This window comes from Sphingomonas kaistensis (assembly GCF_011927725.1).
Lineage (GTDB): Bacteria > Pseudomonadota > Alphaproteobacteria > Sphingomonadales > Sphingomonadaceae > Sphingomicrobium > Sphingomicrobium kaistense.
In genome coordinates this window covers 486,555-502,655 of the sequence record NZ_JAATJC010000001.1, presented here as the reverse complement: position 1 = coordinate 502,655, position 16,101 = coordinate 486,555, and the positions used below count along the sequence as shown (strand labels likewise).

The window sequence follows — 16,101 nt, the reverse complement described above, 5'->3', positions numbered from 1 at the left end:
CTTCTGCTCATGGTCTTTGGACGACCTTTCCCCTGCCGTGCAAGAGGTGCAGAGACAAGCGCTTGAGAAGGCGGGCACCCCTGCCTATAAGGCCGCCACTTTCAGGCGGCCCAGCCGGGCCCTTCCTGTGATTTGAACCTGTGACCGGGGTCGTGATGAAGTTGAAAACTGGGCTGATCGCGCTTGCTGCCGTCGGGATGATCCCGATGGCGGCGCAAGGACAAACGGCGGCCACCACGGCTGCTCCGGCCGCGCAGAGACAAGCTGCCGCTCCGGCCGCGACGACCGCCGCTCCGGCCGCGACGACTGCCGCTCCGGCCGGCCCGAACGCCGCTGCCGCCAATCCCAGCGCGACTCCGGCTGCCGGCGTCGATGCGACGGGTGCAAGCGCGGTGGCACCGGGCGGTGCCGCGGCCGCCCCGGCGTTCGACTATGCCGCCCCGACCCCCGGAATCGGCATGCCCGACGGGCGGATGGGCCTGCAGGACCAATTCACTCCGGTCGGCCGCGAAGCCTCGGCGTTCCACAACAACTGGCTGCTGGCGCTGTGCGCCGCGATGAGCCTGCTGGTCCTGGCGCTGCTGCTGTGGACCATGGTCCGCTATCGCCGCAGCGCGCACCCGACCCCCAGCCGGACCAGCCACAACACCTTCGTGGAAGTGATCTGGACCCTGGTTCCGGTGCTGGTGCTGGTCGCCATCGCGGTGCCGTCGATAAGGCTGATCCGCCACCAGTACAGCCCGCCGCCCGCCGACCTCACCGTCAAGGTGATCGGCAACCAGTGGTACTGGAGCTACCAGTATCCCGATAACGGCGGCTTTGAGATCGTCTCCAATATGCTCAAGGAGCGCGGCGAGGTCGCGGCCGGCGCCCGCTTCCGCACCGACGCAGACGGCCCGCGCCTGCTGGCGGTCGACGAGCGGCTGGTGATCCCGGCCGGCAAGGTGGTGAAGTTCATCGTCACCTCCAACGACGTCATCCACAGCTTCGCCATGCCGGCGTTCTGGACCAAGACCGACGCCAACCCGGGCAGCCTCAACGAAACCTGGGTCAAGGTCGACAAGCCGGGCGTCTACTTCGGCCAGTGCTCCGAACTGTGCGGCGCGCGCCACGCCTTCATGCCGATCGCGATCGAGGTGATGGCTCCCGACCGCTTCGCCCAGTGGGTCGCGGCCAAGGGCGGCACCATGCCGGGCGCGACCCCGGCGGCGGCCGACAGCACGGCGGCGACGCAGGTCGGCCCGGCAGCGGTGACCGCTCCGGCTCCGGCCGCCGGCGCAGCTGCGGCGGCTCCGCCCAGCGCGGCCCAGTCTGCGGCACCCGGCAACACCACTCCCTCCGTCGCCAATCGCGCGACCGACGGCACCAATTAAGACAGGTACGGACCGATCATGGCCACCACTGCAGACACGCTGAAGCTCGAGCCCGCCAACGCCGGCGGCCATGCCCATGCGCACGACGATCATGACCACAAGCCGGGCTTCTTCGCCCGCTGGTTCATGTCGACCAACCACAAGGATATCGGGACGCTGTACCTGATCTTCGCGATCATCGCGGGGATCGTGGGCGGCGCCCTGTCGGGGATCATGCGGGCCGAGCTGATGGAGCCCGGCATCCAGTATCTGACCCGGGCCTGGCCGATCGGCGCGGGCAGCGCCAACATCGACGAAGCTTATCACCACTGGAACGTGCTGATTACCGGCCACGGCCTGATCATGGTCTTCTTCATGGTCATGCCGGCGCTGATCGGCGGTTTCGCCAACTGGTTCGTGCCGATCATGATCGGTGCGCCGGACATGGCCTTTCCGCGGATGAACAACGTCAGCTTCTGGCTGACCGTTGCCGGCTTCTGTTCGCTGCTGCTGTCGACCGTGACCAGCGGCGGCACCGGCATCGGCGCAGGCACCGGCTGGACCGTCTACGCGCCGCTGTCGACCAGCGGCTCGGCCGGACCGGCGGTCGATTTCGCCATCTTCGCGCTTCACCTCGCGGGTGCCGGCTCGATCCTTGGTGCGATCAACTTCATCACCACCATCTTCAACATGCGTGCGCCGGGCATGACCCTGCACAAGATGCCGCTGTTCGTGTGGTCGATCCTGGTCACCGCTTTCCTGCTGCTGCTGGCGCTGCCGGTGCTGGCGGGCGCGATCACCATGCTGCTGACCGACCGTAACTTCGGCACCGCCTTCTTCGACGCGAGCGGCGGCGGCGACCCGGTCCTGTACCAGCACCTGTTCTGGTTCTTCGGCCACCCCGAAGTGTACATCATGATCCTGCCGGCGTTCGGCATCGTCAGCCAGATCATCGCCACCTTCAGCCGCAAGCCCGTGTTCGGCTATCTCGGCATGGCCTATGCCATGGTCGCGATCGGCGTGGTCGGGTTCGTGGTGTGGGCGCACCACATGTTCACCGTCGGCATGGACGTGAACGTGAAGATGTACTTCACCGCCGCGACCATGATCATCGCGGTTCCGACCGGCGTGAAGATCTTCAGCTGGATCGCGACCATGTGGGGCGGGTCGATCACCTTCCCGACCCCGATGCTGTTCGCGATCGGCTTCATCTTCCTGTTCACCGTCGGCGGCGTGACCGGCGTCGTGCTCGCCAACGGCGGCGTCGACACCTACATGCACGACACCTACTATGTGGTGGCGCACTTCCACTACGTGCTGTCGCTGGGCGCCGTGTTCGGCCTGTTCGCGGGCTTCTACTACTGGTTCCCGAAGATGACCGGGAAGCTCTACAACGAGTTCCTCGGCAAGATTCACTTCTTCGTGATGTTCGCGGGCGTGAACCTGATCTTCTTCCCGCAGCACTTCCTGGGTCTCGACGGCATGCCGCGGCGTATCCCGGACTACAACGACGCCTTCGCTTACTGGAACTACATCTCCACCGTCGGCTACATGATCACCGTGGCCTCGATGGGCGTGTTCTTCCTCAACGTGTTCCTGTCGCTGATGAGCGGCAAGAAGGCCCCCGACAATCCGTGGGGCGAAGGCGCGACGACGCTCGAATGGACGCTGTCGAGCCCGCCGCCGTACCACCAGTTCGACGTGCTGCCGAAGATCGACTGATCTTTCGCACGGCACCGAACACGAAAAAGGCCCGTCCTGCACCAGCAGGGCGGGCCTTTCTCTTTGGGCGCGTTCAGGCCGAGGCGGGCTTGGCGACCTGGTGGATCAGGAGGGCGGTGCCGGCGAGCAGCAGGGCGTCCTCGACGAAGCCGGTGCGGGCCTGACCCCAGCGCTTCATCGCCGCCAGCCGGGCGGCAAGGCCGAGATGGGCGGCGGTGACGGCGGTGAGCGCGGCAAAAAGGCCACCAGCAACCTTGTGTTCGCGTGGTGCGAGCGAGGCGCCTGCGGCCGCCGCGGTCAGGAAGCGGGCGGTGCTGCCCGACAGCACGGTGCGGTTGGGTGCCTTAGGCCATTTGTCGCCGACCATCTCGGCCACCGCGACAGCGAGGAGGCCGCCCGCGACCAGCTTGTTGCCGAGCAGGGGCACCGCCTCGCTGCCCTCTGGAAGCCGGTCGCGCGCGGCGGTGATCGCGACCGCCGCGATGGGGCTGAGGGCGCGTTGGCCCGACAGGGCGCCGATGAGGATTGAGGGAAGCATGGCTGGTCTCCTGGACGGTTCGGCAACCCAACGGGCGCGGGCGTGGGAGGCTCCCGGTGACGATCGTGCTTGGCGACCGGCAGCCATGCGGCCATGCTGAGCCGATGCGTATCCTCCTGCTCCCGCTTGCCGCCCTCGCCCTCACTGCCGCCGGGCCGATCGATCCCGCGCGGATCAAGGCCGACGTCCGGACCCTGTCCTCCGACGCCTTCGCCGGGCGCGGGCCGGGCGAACCGGGCGAGGCAGCGACCATCGCCTTCCTCGCCCGGCAGATGGCGGCGGCCGGGCTCGCCCCGGGCGGCGAGAATGGGGGCTGGTACCAGAAGGTCCCGCTGGTGCGGCTCGACACGCTGCCGGGCGGCACGGCCACCCTGAGCGCCCGCGGTCGTGCGACGGTGCTGCGCGACGGGCCCGACCTCGACATCAACCCTACCAATGCCGGCGTCACCGACGTGCGAAACGCGCCCCTGCTGTTCGCCGGCTGGGGAGCGCCCGATCCGGCACGCGGGTGGGATGCGTTCCAGGGCGTCGACGTGCGCGGCAAGGTGGTGGTGATGCTGGCCGGCGACCCTGACCTCGAGGGCGGCAGGGACCTCGGCTTCGGCGGGCGCGCGCTGGTGGTCGGCGGGCGCGGCGGGACCAAGACGGCGGCGGCGGCCAAGGCCGGTGCGCTTGGCGTACTCTTCATCCACGAGACCGCGGCCTATAGCTGGCCCTACGCGCAGGCCGGCGACAGCATCCGTGTGCCGAGCTTTGCCTACGCACCGCTGAAGCCCAACGCGCTCCAGTTCAGCGGCATCGTGCGCGGGCCGGCGATCCTGCCGGTGCTGGCGCGGCTTGGCCTGACCCTGCCGGCGCTGAAAGCCCGCGCCCGCTCGGCGAGCTTCCGCGCTTTTCCGCTGCAGGCGACGGTCAGCGTCGCCGCGACCAATCGCGCGCGTGAGGTGGTCAGCCACAATGTCGTCGGCGTCCTGCGCGGCGCCGCCCGGCCGGACGAGTTCGTCCTCTATGGCGCCCATTGGGACGCCAACGGCCACAATGGCCCCGACCGGACCGGCGACGCGATCCGCAACGGCGCGGTCGACAATGCCACCGGCACCGCCGAACTGCTGGAGGTGGCGCGCGCCTTCGCCTTGGCCAGGCGCCCTGCACGCTCGGTCGTGTTCGCGGCCTGGACCGCCGAGGAGAAGGGGCTGCTCGGCGCCGAATATTACGCCCAGCATCCGCTCTATTCGCTGGCGCGCACCGCGGCGGTGATCAACCTCGATCCCCATGTCGTCCTGCCCGCCGCCCGCAATCTCGAGCTGATCGGTCCGGGCCAGACCGACCTTGAGTCGCTGCTGGTCAGCGCCGCCCGCGAGCAGGGCCTGCGGGTCGATCCCGAGCCAAGCCCCGAGGCCGGCTGGTACTTCCGCTCCGATCATTATCCCTTCGCCCAGCGCGGCGTCCCGGCGCTGGCCTTCCGTGCCGGGCGCGACCTCAAGGTCGGTGGCCTCCGCGCCGGGCAGCGGGTCGTCGGCGCCTACAACGAGCGCTGCTACCATCAGCCGTGCGACGAATTCTCGCCCGCCTGGACCTTTGCCGGGACCGCGCAGGAAGCGCTTGCCGCTTTCCGGGTCGGGCAGATGGTCGCGAACAGCAGCGCCTGGCCGGGCTGGACCGCGGGGTCCAGCTTTGCGACCGTCCGGGCGGCAAGCGCCGGAGACCGCCGCTAAGAGGTATTGGAGCCGGCCGCGCCCGGCGCTATCCTGTTGAAGAATGGAAGCTTCCGGCTGTTATTACACGATTCTCGGGGTCGAGAGCAGCGCTGACGATGCGGCGATCCGGGTCGCTTATCGAAAGCTGATGCGGCTCTATCACCCCGACGTGAACCGGGCCGAGGAAGCCGCCGCGCAGGCGCAATCGATCAACGAGGCCTATGCGTGCCTGCGCGATCCCGACGAGCGCGCGGCCTATGACCGGCAACGTGCGGCGCCGCGGTCGTCGGCCAGGCCCAATTTCACCGCCGGCCAATGGTCGCCACCGCGCGGCCCCGGCTGGCAGCCGCCACGGCCCAATGCCTATGTCGTCGAGGTCGAGCCGCCGCCGCACAAGATCAGGGTCAGCATCCTGTTTTTGGCGCTGATCGTCACCGCCATTACCTTTGCCGCCACCTCGGCGATCCCGCCGATCGAACCCGTCGCGCCGCCGGTGGTCAAGGTCGACACCACGGCGATTCCTTCAGGCGAGGCGCGTTAGGGCGTTACGGTCCGGGTCGTGCGGATCAGAACCTGAGGCGAGAGCATCTGGCCCTTCATCGGTCCGGCGCCCTTGTCGGGATCGACCGGCGAAGCGAAGATCGCTTTCACCACCTCCATCCCCTCGACCACCTTGCCGAACGGCGCGAAATCCTCGCCAAAGGGAATGGCGCCCAGGGTGATGAAGAATTCGCTGCGCCCGGTGCCGGGGCCGGCATTGGCGAGCAGGATGGTTCCGGGCTCATGCTTGATGCCGGTCTTGCTGGACGGCTCGTGCGCGATCGGCGGGAACAGCAGGCGGGCGTCCTTGGTGATTCCGGCCTGGATCAGCCCATTGCCCTCGCCATAAGGCATCGCCCGGTAGAAGCTGATTCCATCATAGCGCCGGGCATCGACGTAGCGGAGGAAATTGGCGACCGTCAGCGGCGCCCGGCCACGGTCGAGCGCGAGCAGGATCGGCCCCTTGGCGGTATCGAGCCGGACATGGACGATGTCCGCCTTGGCCTCCGCCGTGGCAGCAGCCGGCGCCGTGGGGGTCTGTGCTGCGGCCGAAACCGGGACAAGAAGCGCCAAGGCGCTGAAAGCAAGAACGATTCGGTTGATCATGGCCTCTAGTCTAGCTGCTTCCGCAGGGGAGCAAAGAGGCCTATAGGCGCCTGAATCATGAGCACCGCTGTCCAAACCCACGACCTTCCGGCCGACTGGCGCGACCTGTTCGCGCTGACCAAGCCGCGCGTCATGACGCTGGTGGTGTTCACCGGCCTGTGCGGGCTGCTTGCGGCCCCGGGCTCGATGCACCCGGTATTGGCGTTCACCGCCGTCCTGTGCATCGCGGTCGGCGCGGGCGGGGCGGGCGCGCTCAACATGTGGTACGAGGCGGACATCGACGCCAAGATGAAGCGCACCGCCAAGCGGCCGCTTCCGGGCGGGCGCCTGAAGCCCGAGACCGCCTTCCAGTTCGCGGTCGGCCTGTGCCTTGGCAGCGTGGTGCTGATGGACCTTGCCGCCAATCACCTGGCTGCCGGCATCCTTGCTTTCAGCATCTTCTTCTATGCAGTGATCTACACCGCCTGGCTGAAGCGCCGCACGCCGCAGAACATCGTGATCGGCGGCGCCGCCGGGGCCTTTCCGCCGCTGATCGGCTGGGTCGCGGCGACGGGCAAGGTCGAACTCCTGCCGGTGCTGCTGTTCCTCAACATCTTCCTGTGGACGCCGCCGCACTTCTGGGCGCTCAGCCTGTTCGTGAAGACCGATTACGCCAATGCCGGCGTGCCGATGCTTCCGGTGGTCGCTGGGTTCGAGACGACTCGGCGGCAGATCGCACTCTACACCCTTCCCATGGTGGCGGTGGCCGTCGCGCCCTGGCCGCTAGGCCTTACCGGCGCCTTCTACGGCGTGGTCGCAAGCGTTCTGAGCGCGGTCTTCCTGGTGCTGAGCCTGCGGGTGCTCGCCAACAAGGCGACCGAGCCGGCCGGCATGGGCCCGGAAAAGGCGCTGTTCAAATTCTCCATCCTTTACCAATTCGCCGTGTTCGGAGCCCTCGTCGTGGATCGTTTCCTGTGAGCCCGGAAGACGAGGTCGTGCGCGCCCGGCAGCGCAAGGCGGCGCGGGTCACCGCGATCCTGCTGTTCGCGTTCATCGCGCTGACCTTTGCGGTGACCATCGCCAAGATGACGGTGAACCGGTGACCACCGCGACCGTGGCCAAGGACGATCTCGCCGCCAGGAACCGCAAGGTCGCGGGCCGCGCGGTGCTGTTCGTGCTGTTCATGGTCGGCCTCGCCTATGCGTCCGTGCCGCTGTACCGGATCTTCTGCCAGGTGACGGGCTTCGGCGGGACCACGATGCGGGCCGATGCCGCCCCGGGCGCGCAGGCCGCGCTGGCCCCGGTCGGCGTGCGTTTCGACGGCAACGTCAATTCGGCCCTGCCGTGGACGTTCAAGCCCGAAACCAACAAGACGAAGGTCGTCCCGGGTGCCCGGATCGTCACCTATTACACCGCCAAGAACCTGACCGCGCGCGAAAGCACGGGCACCGCCAGCTTCAACGTGACCCCGGCCATCGCCGGGCAATATTTCAGCAAGCTGGAGTGCTTCTGCTTCACCGAGCAGACGCTCCACGGTGGGCAAAAGGTCGAAATGCCGGTGGTGTTCTTCGTCGATCCGAAGATCCGCACCGACCCCGCGACGCGCCACATCGAGGAGATCACGCTTTCCTACACCTTTTACCCGGTGGAAAAGCGCGCAGAGGCCCGCTAGAGCGCGGTCCATCATCAGTTAAGCGACAAGCTTTCGAGGACCCATGGCCGCGACCCGCAACCATCCGTATCACATCCTTCCGCCCAGCCTCTGGCCGCTGATCGGAAGCTTTTCGGCGCTCGCGCTGGCCGCCGGCGGCGTGCTGTGGATGCACGACAACCCCTACGGCAAGTTCGTCCTGCTGGCCGGCCTGTCGGGCGTCCTGCTGACCATGTTCAGCTGGTGGCGCGACGTGGTGCATGAAAGCCATGCGGGCGACCACACCCCGATCGTGCAGCTTCACCTGCGCTACGGGATGATCCTGTTCATCGCCTCGGAAGTGATGTTCTTCCTTGCCTGGTTCTGGGCCTTCTTCGACAATGCCCTGTTCCCCAGCGCGGTGGAAAGCGTCGGCGGCGTCTGGCCGCCCAAGGACATGCCGGTCATCAACCCGCTCGGCTTCCCGCTGCTCAACACCCTGATCCTGCTGTGCTCGGGCACCACGGTAACCTGGGCCCACCATTCGCTGATCAACGGCGATCGCCAGGGGCTGAAGAACGGCCTGCTCGCGACGATCGTGCTGGGCGTCATCTTCAGCGCCATCCAGGCCTATGAATATGCCCACGCGCCGTTCGGCTTCGTCAGCGCCAGCGGCGGCAACGTCTATGGCTCGACCTTCATGATGGCGACCGGCTTCCACGGCGCGCACGTGCTGATCGGCACCATCTTCCTGATCGTCTGCTACGTCCGCGCGGTGAAGGGCGACTTCACCCCGCAGAAGCATTTCGGCTTCGAGGCGGCCGCCTGGTACTGGCACTTCGTCGACGTCGTCTGGCTGTTCCTGTTCGTCTCCATCTACCTGTGGGGTGGCTGGGGCGCCGAGTGGCACGGCTGACCAGCCCTGGCGGCTCGGCGGGCCAGTGGCTCGCCGGGACCTGCCCCGCTTGCGAGAAGGGCCGGCTATTTGCCGGCCCTGTTCGTTTTGCGGAGCGCTGCAACCAGTGCGGCCTCGATTTCTCGCAATTCAACGTCGGCGACGGACCGGCGGCGTTCCTGATCCTGATCGTCGGCGCGGTGCTGGTGGTCGGTGCGCTGGTGGTCGATGCCTCGTTCGAGCCGGCCTGGTGGGTGCACCTCGTCTGGCTGCCGGTCGGCGCCGCCCTGACGGTGGGCGGGCTTCGGCTGGCGAAGGCGTGGCTGCTCGGCGCCGAATATCGCAACGCCGCCCACGAAGGACGGCCGGTCCGGTGAAGCGCCCTCCCATCTTCGCTACCCTGATTGTCTTGCTCGCGGTCGCGACGATGGTCGGACTGGGGATCTGGCAACTCGGCCGTGCGGACGAAAAGGAAGCCGCCATCGCGCGGATTGCTGCCAACGTCCGGGCCGCCCCGGCCGCGGTGACCCGCGATCTCGACCTGCAGGCCAATCTGTTTCGCCCGGTGCGGGTCGACTGCGCGGGCAGTTCCCCGACGCGGCTGGCGGGCGCGGGCAAGTTCGGCTTTCGCGTGATTGCCGATTGCGCGGCCGGTCTGTCGGCGCCGCTTCCGGTGCAGCTTGGCACGGTGCGCCAGCCTTCACCGACCTCGGCCTGGGCTGGCGGGCCGGTGCTCGGCTATCTCGCGCAGGCACCCGACAGCCGGTCACTGCTTCGCCAGTTGTTCGATCGCAGTCCCGCGGGGACGATGGTGGTCGCCAACCCGCCGCTAGCCGGCCTTGCCGCCAATCCTCCGGCCGACCTCGAGGGCATTCCCAACAATCACCGCAGCTATGCTGTGCAATGGTTCGCCTTCGCCGCCATCGCGCTGGTCATCTACGTGCTGGCCCTGCGGAGGCGCGCGGCGTGACGCAGATCGCAACCCTCGCCAACGGCCTGACCGTCATCACCCGGCCGATGCCGGGGCTTGAGACCGCCAGCATCGCGCTGTTCGCCGACGTCGGCTCGCGTCACGAGGAGGAGAGGCTGAACGGCCTCGCCCACCTGTTCGAGCACATGGTCTTCAAGGGCGCGGGCGGGCGCTCGGCACGGCAAATCTCCGAAGCGATCGAGGATGTTGGCGGCGAACTCAACGCCTGCACCGAGCGCGACCAGACCAGCTTCACCGCCGCGGTGCTGAGCGACCATGTCGGCCTGGCCGTCGAGTTGATCGGCGACCTCGTCTGCCGGCCGGCCTTCGAAGCGGCCGAACTGGAACGCGAGGCGGAGGTCGTTCTGCAGGAACTGGCCGAGGCCGAGGATACGCCGTCCGACATCATCTTCGACCATCTGTGGAGCCAGGCCTTTTCCGGCCAGGCGCTCGGCCGCTCGATCCTCGGCAGCGAGGAAAGCGTCCGGGCGATCCGGGAAGCCGACCTGTTCGCCTGGCGCGACCGTCATTATCGCGGGGCCTCGATGGTGCTGAGCGCTGCGGGTGCAGTGGAGCATGACGCGGTGGTCGCGCTCGCCCAGCGGTATCTGGGGGCGCTCGGCGGCGGGTCCGCCCCCGACGCCGCGCCCGCCCGCTTCACCGCAGCGGCGCGGCACGAGAAAGCCAAGGCCGACCAGGCGCAGATCACCCTGGCCTATGCCGGGCCGGGCCAGAAGGCCGATGATTATCTCGCCGCGCGGCTGTTCGCCGATATCGCCGGCGGCGGCGCGTCGTCGCGGCTGTTCCAGGCGGTGCGCGAGGACCGCGGCCTTGCCTACACCGTCAGCGCGGGCCTCCACGGCCATGACGAGGTCGGGCTTCTTCACGTGCATGCCGCAACCGCTCGCGCCCAGGCCCGGGCCGCGCAGGCGCTGATCGAGGACGTGCTGCATCAGACCGCGGCAGGGCTCGAGCAGCGCGAACTGGATCGCGCCCGGATCCAGGTCCGCGCCGGACAGGCAATGGCGCTCGAGACTCCGTGGGGCCAGGCCGCGCAGGCGGCGCGGCAGTGGCTGGTGCATGGCCGGTTGATCGGACGCGAGGAACTGGGGCAGCGGCTTGCGGCGCTGACGGTCGAGCAGGTCCGCGCGGCGGGCGCCCGGATGCTGGCCGGGGCGCCGGCACGGGCGACCTTCGGCGTGGCGGCGGCGAAAGCGGCATGAGTGACCTTCTGACCATCATCGCCGAGCCGTGGGCCGACTGGGGCCTGATCGACTGCGGCAACGGCGCCAAATATGAGCGCTACGGCCACATCCGCGTGGTCCGGCCCGAGCCGCAGGCGATGTGGGCGCCGGCGCGCGACGATTGGGACCCGGATGCGACCTTCGTGCCCGGCAGCGACGAGGACGGCGGCGGGCGCTGGGTCCAGCACCGCCCGGTCCCGCGCAGCTGGCCGCTCAGCCGCGACGGCGTCCGCTTCGAAGCCAGCCTGACCCCTTTCCGCCACCTCGCCTTCTTCCCCGACATGGCCCCGCAATGGGACTGGATGCGGGCCCGCTCCGAGGGCGCGGAGATCATGAACCTGTTCGGCTATACCGGCGTCGGCACTCTGCTGTTGAGCGAGGCGGGGGCCAAGCTGACCCACGTCGACGCGTCCAAGAAGAGCGTCGAGCAGGGCAAGAACAACGCCCACCTTTCCGAACTCGACGAGCGGCCGGTCCGCTGGATGATCGACGACGCCGCCAAGTTCACCGCGCGCGAAGTGCGGCGGGGGCGGCGCTATGATGGGATCCTGCTCGATCCGCCCAAATTCGGGCGCGGCCCGACCGGCGAGGTGTGGCGGCTGGAAGAGCATCTGCCCGGCCTGATCGAGGATTGCGGCCGCCTGCTCGACGAGAACAGCCGGTTCCTGGTGCTGACCGTCTATGCCGTGCGGATGAGCGCCATCAGCCTGGGCGAACTGCTGCGGCAGACGCTTGGCCACCTCGGCGGCCGGATCGAGGTCGGCGAGATGGCGATGCGCGAGGAGGCCCGGGGCCTGCTCCTGCCGACCGCGCTGTTCGCGCGCTGGGTGCGGGACTAGGCCACAGGCCCGGAGGGCCGGCGATCAGGTCCGCGCCGCCCGCAGCGCCGCTCCGGCGACGAACGGCGCTCCGACGACCAGGAACAGGCTGACGGCGGCTTCGAGCTGCAACGCACCGGCGCGCGGGTCGCCGGCGGCGGAAGCGGCGAAGATCAGCAAGGGAATGGCGAGCGGCAGAAGCAGCAGCGCGCCCAAGGCCGAAGCCTGTCGCAGCCCGGCGGTCATGCTGGCGACGGCGACGGCGAGGGCGGCGAGCCCGGGGGTCCCGATCGCCAGCGTCAGCAGCGTCCGCGCCAGTGCTTCCCCCGACATGCCGAGCAGGGCGGAGGCGGGAAAAGCCGCGATCAGCAGCGGCGGTCCTAAGCCGAGCCAGTGGGCGACCATCCGCGCGAAGGCGACTTCCTCCATCCGCAGCCCGGCAAGCGCCAATTGGTCGAGGTGGCCCGAAGCGCGGTCGGGCTCGACCAGCCGCTCGATCGGGAGCAGGGCGGCGGTCAGCGCGGCGACCCACAGCAGGCCCGGGCCGACCCGTCCGAGCAGCTTCGCGTCGGGCCCCACCGCGAACGGCATCATCGCCGCGACCAGCAGGAAGAACAGGATCGGAAGCAGCGCATTGCCGGTGAGCGTGCGGCGCAGGTCGCGGCGGATCAGCCGGCCGATCACCGCGCCAGCTCCAGCGTCTGCCACCGGGCCCCGCCGAGCGGCTGGTGCGATGCGGCAAGGATCGCCCCGCCGTCCGCTAGGTGACGTGCGACCAGCGCCGCGAGGAGGTCGAGCGACCCGGCGTCGAGGCCGTTGGCCGGCTCGTCGAGCAGCCACAAGGGCGCGCCGCTGAGGCTCACCCGGGCCAGCGAGGCGCGCCGCAGCTGGCCGGTCGAGAGCAGCCTGACCGGGACCTCGGCCAGCGCGTCGAGCCCGGCCGCCGTGAGGGCCGCGGGGACAGCGCCGCCGGCCGGCGCCCAGAAGGCCAGCGCCGCGGCGAGCGGCAGTTCGGGATCGAGCGCGGGGCGTTCGTCGGCGAGCGCGCAGCGGGCGGCCTCGACCCTTCCGCCAAGCGGCCGGAGCAGCCCGGCGGCGAGGCGCAGGAGGCTCGATTTGCCGGTGCCGTTGGGCCCGGTCACCAGCATCGCGTCGCCCGCCTGCAGGACGAGGTCCAGGCCGTCGAACAACAGCCGCCCGCCGCGCCAGCAGGCGACATTGTGCAAGGCGAGCAGGCTCAACCCGCGGCTTCCTCGAAAGCGTTCATGTCCTCGTCGCTGAGCCCGAAATGATGCCCGATCTCGTGGATCAGGATATGGGCGACGAGGTGTTCGAGCGTTTCCTCGCTTTCGCTCCATTCAAGCAGGATCGGTGAGCGGTAAAGGAACACCTGGTCGGGGAAGCGGCCGGATTCATCGACGTTGCGCTCGGTCAGGGGACGGCCGACGTAGAGGCCGGTCAGCTCGTAGGGATCGTCCATCCCCATCTCGCGCAGCGTGTCGTCGTCGGCATATTCCTCGACCCGCAGGACGACCTCGCGCGCGGTGGCCAGGAACGGTTCGGGCAGGCGATCCAGCGCCGCACGGGCAAGCGCTTCGATTTCGCCGAGGCTGGGGGCAGGACCGAAGGCACGCATCGCCACCGTGTAGCGCGTGGGCGCGCAGGCCCCAAGCCGGGTTGTTCCTTTGGCTGCAAGCCCCTAAGAGCCCGCCCAGTCCAGGCACAACCAAGTGCGGAGCGGTGGCCGAGTGGTCGAAGGCGCTCGCCTGGAAAGTGAGTATACGGCAAAACCGTATCGAGGGTTCGAATCCCTCCCGCTCCGCCATTTTCCCCGAATAGACGATGTCGGTCCTCAGCATCAGGACCGCTCTCCGGCGCCGCCTGCCGCCTGCTTGACTTAATATAAGAAAAACCTAAATAAGCGACTTCTTACGGAGAGTCGCATGGATCCGGAGCTTCTCGCTCAATTCGGTGCTCAGGCCGCGAAGGCCGTGAGGCTGCTCAAGTCGATGGCCAACGAATGCCGGCTGCTGGTGCTCTGTCACCTGGCGGCCGAGGGCGAGCTGTCGGTCGGGCAGCTGCAGGATCGCGTCGGGCTGGGTCAATCGGCCCTGTCGCAACACCTCGCCAAGCTGCGCGAGGAGAGGCTCGTCGCCACCCGCAAGGAATCGCAGACCGTTTTCTACAGCGTCTGCGACCCCAAGGCGCAGCAGGTTCTGGCGCTTCTCCACGATCTTTTCTGCCCCGAGCTTGGGGCGTCCACGACCAGCAGGAGCTAGTCGGATGACCACCGCTTCGATCAGCGATCGCCACCTCGACCACGCCGTCGCGCAAGTCGCGGACGTGCTTCACGGCAAGCGTCGCGCACCGCAGGTGAAGGCCTTCTTCGACGAGTCGACCTTCACCGTCAGCTATGTCGTCAGCGACCCCGCGACCAGGCGCGCGGCGATCATCGACAGCGTCTGGAACTTCGACCAGGCCTCGGGCCGCACCAGCTTCGACAGCGCCGACAGGATCGTCGCCTATGTCGAGGCGCAGGGCCTGTCGGTCGACTGGATCCTGGAGACGCACGCCCATGCCGACCATCTGTCGGCGGCGCCCTACCTCCAGCAGAAGCTGGGTGGGAGGATGGCGATCGGGCACGAGATCGTGACGGTGCAGGGCGTCTTCGGGAAGATCTTCAACGAGGGCACCGGCTTCGCCCGCGACGGGTCGCAGTTCGACAGCCTGCTCGAGGATGGCGACGTGCTCGCCGTCGGCGGCATCCCGCTGATCGCGCTGCACGTTCCCGGGCACACTCCGGCCGACATGGCCTATGTCGTCGGCGACGCGCTGTTCACCGGCGATACGATGTTCATGCCGGACTATGGCTCGGCCCGCGCCGACTTTCCGGGCGGTGACGCGCGCCAGCTCTATCGCTCGGTCCGCCGGCTGATGAAGCTGCCGGATGAAACCCGCGTATTCCTGTGCCACGATTACAAGGCGCCAAACCGCGACGAGTTTGTGTGGGAAACCACCATGCTCGCCGAGCGCACCGCCAACGTTCACATCCACGAGGGCGTGAGCGAGGACGATTTTGTCGCCATGCGCACCCAGCGCGACGCGACGCTGTCGATGCCCAGGCTCATCCTGCCCTCGCTGCAGGTGAACATGCGCGGCGGGCACCTGCCCGAGCCCGAGGACAATGGCGTGCGCTACCTCAAGCAACCGATCGACCTGCTATGAGCGACCTGTTCGCCCATGCGCAGCCGCTTCACGGCCTCGTCGGCGGCGTAATGATCGGCCTTGCGGCGGCGCTGATGCTGCTCGGGGCCGGCAGGATCGCCGGTGTGTCGGGCATCACGGCGCGCGCCACCGGGCTTGCCGACAGTGGCATGTCGCGCAGCAGCGCCTGGATGTTCCTGATCGGCTTGCCCCTTGGAGCCCTCCTTGCCGCAGCCCTCACCGGAGCGGGACAAGCCGAGTTCGGTTCTTGGCCAATGCTGGTCGTTGCCGGTCTGCTGGTCGGCATCGGCACTCGGATGGGGAGCGGCTGCACCAGCGGTCACGGCGTGTGCGGCGTCAGTCGGCTGTCCCAGCGCTCGATGATCGCCACCGCCACCTTCATGGCGGCGGGGATCGCCACCGTCGCCTTCACCAATCTCGCGGGAGCTGTGTGATGCATGTCGCTCGACGCTTCCTCCCGCCGCTCCTGTCCGGCGCCCTGTTCGGCGGTGGCCTGAGCATCGGCGGGATGACTGACCCGGCGCGGGTGCGCGGCTTCCTCAACCTGTTCGGCGCGTGGGATCCGACGCTTGCCTTCGTCATGGGCGGCGCCGTCATCGTCATGGCAATCGCCTGGCGCCTGCAGGCGAGGATGGCCCGGCCTTTGTTCGGTGAGCGCTTCGCCCTGCCGGACCGGACCGACCTCGATGGCAAGCTGATTGCCGGCTCCTCTCTATTCGGCATCGGCTGGGGCATCGCCGGCCTGTGCCCCGGGCCAGCCGTCGCTTCTCTCGCGCTGGCGCCCGCCGCCGTCCTTCCGTTCCTGGCCGCCATGCTGGTCGGCATGGCCGCCGCCCGTCTGATTCCCGAGGGCCGCCGGGCGCTTGCACCGCAAGGATCCTGAAT

General features: G+C 68.6%; 21 protein-coding genes and 1 tRNA gene. 17 read left to right on the top strand and 5 right to left on the bottom strand.

What is annotated here, in order from left to right; all coding sequences use genetic code 11:
* Positions 1–155: 155 nt before the first annotated feature.
* Together coxB and ctaD are read left to right on the top strand one after the other, a co-directional pair.
* A complete protein-coding gene (gene coxB, locus GGQ97_RS02375; RefSeq protein ID WP_245197815.1) occupies positions 156–1,373 on the top strand; it encodes a cytochrome c oxidase subunit II in 1,218 nt (405 codons plus the stop codon).
* A gap of 18 nt (positions 1,374–1,391) precedes the next feature.
* The gene (gene ctaD, locus GGQ97_RS02370; protein ID WP_168067461.1) at positions 1,392–3,074 is read left to right on the top strand and encodes a cytochrome c oxidase subunit I; all 1,683 of its coding nucleotides are present in this window, start codon (positions 1,392–1,394) and stop codon (positions 3,072–3,074) included.
* A gap of 73 nt (positions 3,075–3,147) precedes the next feature.
* Here the strand turns inward: ctaD and GGQ97_RS02365 are convergent, their stop codons facing one another.
* Positions 3,148–3,612: a DUF4126 domain-containing protein gene (locus GGQ97_RS02365; RefSeq protein WP_168067460.1), complete on the bottom strand. Its 465-nt coding sequence runs from the start codon at positions 3,610–3,612 to the stop codon at positions 3,148–3,150.
* A 56-nt stretch (positions 3,613–3,668) separates the two neighbouring features.
* Between GGQ97_RS02365 and GGQ97_RS02360 the strand changes: the two genes are divergently transcribed.
* Together GGQ97_RS02360 and GGQ97_RS02355 are read left to right on the top strand one after the other, a co-directional pair.
* Complete coding sequence (locus GGQ97_RS02360; protein WP_168067459.1) at positions 3,669–5,327, top strand: M28 family peptidase; 1,659 nt, start codon at positions 3,669–3,671, stop codon at positions 5,325–5,327.
* Positions 5,328–5,370: 43 nt separating this feature from the next.
* Positions 5,371–5,850 carry a J domain-containing protein gene (locus GGQ97_RS02355; RefSeq protein WP_168067458.1) on the top strand — a complete coding sequence of 160 codons (480 nt, stop codon included), beginning with the start codon at positions 5,371–5,373 and terminating at the stop codon, positions 5,848–5,850.
* On the opposite strand, the gene GGQ97_RS02350 is transcribed toward GGQ97_RS02355, so the two are convergent.
* Positions 5,847–6,455, bottom strand: a complete 609-nt coding sequence (locus GGQ97_RS02350; RefSeq protein ID WP_209022777.1) for a peptidylprolyl isomerase — start codon at positions 6,453–6,455, stop codon at positions 5,847–5,849. The two genes, GGQ97_RS02355 and GGQ97_RS02350, sit on opposite strands and share 4 nt — an antisense overlap.
* Before the next feature lie 57 nt (positions 6,456–6,512).
* Between GGQ97_RS02350 and GGQ97_RS02345 the strand changes: the two genes are divergently transcribed.
* From GGQ97_RS02345 to GGQ97_RS02315, 8 genes are read left to right on the top strand one after another with little or no spacing between them, the layout of a single operon-like run.
* A complete protein-coding gene (locus GGQ97_RS02345) occupies positions 6,513–7,412 on the top strand; it encodes a heme o synthase (protein WP_168067457.1) in 900 nt (299 codons plus the stop codon).
* The gene (locus GGQ97_RS14495) at positions 7,409–7,537 is read left to right on the top strand and encodes a hypothetical protein (protein ID WP_280740497.1); all 129 of its coding nucleotides are present in this window, start codon (positions 7,409–7,411) and stop codon (positions 7,535–7,537) included. Before GGQ97_RS02345 ends, GGQ97_RS14495 begins: the two co-directional genes overlap by 4 nt.
* A complete protein-coding gene (locus tag GGQ97_RS02340) occupies positions 7,534–8,106 on the top strand; it encodes a cytochrome c oxidase assembly protein (RefSeq protein ID WP_342448428.1) in 573 nt (190 codons plus the stop codon). The genes GGQ97_RS14495 and GGQ97_RS02340 overlap by 4 nt, the downstream gene beginning before the upstream one ends.
* Positions 8,107–8,149: 43 nt before the next feature.
* Positions 8,150–8,980, top strand: coding sequence for a cytochrome c oxidase subunit 3 (locus GGQ97_RS02335; RefSeq protein ID WP_168067456.1), 831 nt, complete (start codon positions 8,150–8,152; stop codon positions 8,978–8,980).
* Positions 8,968–9,336 (top strand): DUF983 domain-containing protein, encoded by a 369-nt coding sequence (locus GGQ97_RS02330; protein WP_168067455.1) that lies wholly within the window; start codon positions 8,968–8,970, stop codon positions 9,334–9,336. The genes GGQ97_RS02335 and GGQ97_RS02330 overlap by 13 nt, the downstream gene beginning before the upstream one ends.
* On the top strand, positions 9,333–9,929 hold the full coding sequence (locus tag GGQ97_RS02325; protein WP_168067454.1) for an SURF1 family cytochrome oxidase biogenesis protein: 597 nt from the start codon (positions 9,333–9,335) through the stop codon (positions 9,927–9,929). Before GGQ97_RS02330 ends, GGQ97_RS02325 begins: the two co-directional genes overlap by 4 nt.
* Positions 9,926–11,152 carry a M16 family metallopeptidase gene (locus tag GGQ97_RS02320; RefSeq protein WP_342448427.1) on the top strand — a complete coding sequence of 409 codons (1,227 nt, stop codon included), beginning with the start codon at positions 9,926–9,928 and terminating at the stop codon, positions 11,150–11,152. Before GGQ97_RS02325 ends, GGQ97_RS02320 begins: the two co-directional genes overlap by 4 nt.
* Entirely contained in the window at positions 11,149–12,012 is an 864-nt protein-coding gene (locus tag GGQ97_RS02315; RefSeq protein ID WP_168067452.1) for a class I SAM-dependent methyltransferase, read from the top strand. The genes GGQ97_RS02320 and GGQ97_RS02315 overlap by 4 nt, the downstream gene beginning before the upstream one ends.
* Before the next feature lie 24 nt (positions 12,013–12,036).
* Here the strand turns inward: GGQ97_RS02315 and GGQ97_RS02310 are convergent, their stop codons facing one another.
* The 3 genes from GGQ97_RS02310 to GGQ97_RS02300 are packed head-to-tail and all read right to left on the bottom strand — an operon-like array spanning position 12,037 to position 13,627.
* Positions 12,037–12,699, bottom strand: coding sequence for a heme exporter protein CcmB (locus GGQ97_RS02310; protein WP_342448426.1), 663 nt, complete (start codon positions 12,697–12,699; stop codon positions 12,037–12,039).
* Positions 12,672–13,232, bottom strand: coding sequence for a heme ABC exporter ATP-binding protein CcmA (gene ccmA / locus GGQ97_RS02305; protein ID WP_168067048.1), 561 nt, complete (start codon positions 13,230–13,232; stop codon positions 12,672–12,674). Before ccmA ends, GGQ97_RS02310 begins: the two co-directional genes overlap by 28 nt.
* A complete protein-coding gene (locus GGQ97_RS02300; RefSeq protein ID WP_168070648.1) occupies positions 13,229–13,627 on the bottom strand; it encodes a metallopeptidase family protein in 399 nt (132 codons plus the stop codon). The genes ccmA and GGQ97_RS02300 overlap by 4 nt, the downstream gene beginning before the upstream one ends.
* A gap of 98 nt (positions 13,628–13,725) precedes the next feature.
* Here GGQ97_RS02300 and GGQ97_RS02295 point away from each other — a divergent pair.
* From GGQ97_RS02295 to GGQ97_RS02275, 5 genes are all read left to right on the top strand, one after another.
* Positions 13,726–13,816 (top strand) — tRNA-Ser (locus tag GGQ97_RS02295).
* A gap of 118 nt (positions 13,817–13,934) precedes the next feature.
* On the top strand, positions 13,935–14,270 hold the full coding sequence (locus GGQ97_RS02290; protein WP_168067451.1) for an ArsR/SmtB family transcription factor: 336 nt from the start codon (positions 13,935–13,937) through the stop codon (positions 14,268–14,270).
* 4 nt (positions 14,271–14,274) lie between these two features.
* Positions 14,275–15,216 carry an MBL fold metallo-hydrolase gene (locus GGQ97_RS02285; RefSeq protein ID WP_209022776.1) on the top strand — a complete coding sequence of 314 codons (942 nt, stop codon included), beginning with the start codon at positions 14,275–14,277 and terminating at the stop codon, positions 15,214–15,216.
* A complete protein-coding gene (locus GGQ97_RS02280; protein ID WP_168067450.1) occupies positions 15,213–15,650 on the top strand; it encodes a YeeE/YedE family protein in 438 nt (145 codons plus the stop codon). The genes GGQ97_RS02285 and GGQ97_RS02280 overlap by 4 nt, the downstream gene beginning before the upstream one ends.
* Entirely contained in the window at positions 15,650–16,099 is a 450-nt protein-coding gene (locus tag GGQ97_RS02275) for a DUF6691 family protein (protein WP_168067449.1), read from the top strand. The genes GGQ97_RS02280 and GGQ97_RS02275 overlap by 1 nt, the downstream gene beginning before the upstream one ends.
* The last annotated feature ends 2 nt before the right edge of the window (positions 16,100–16,101 follow it).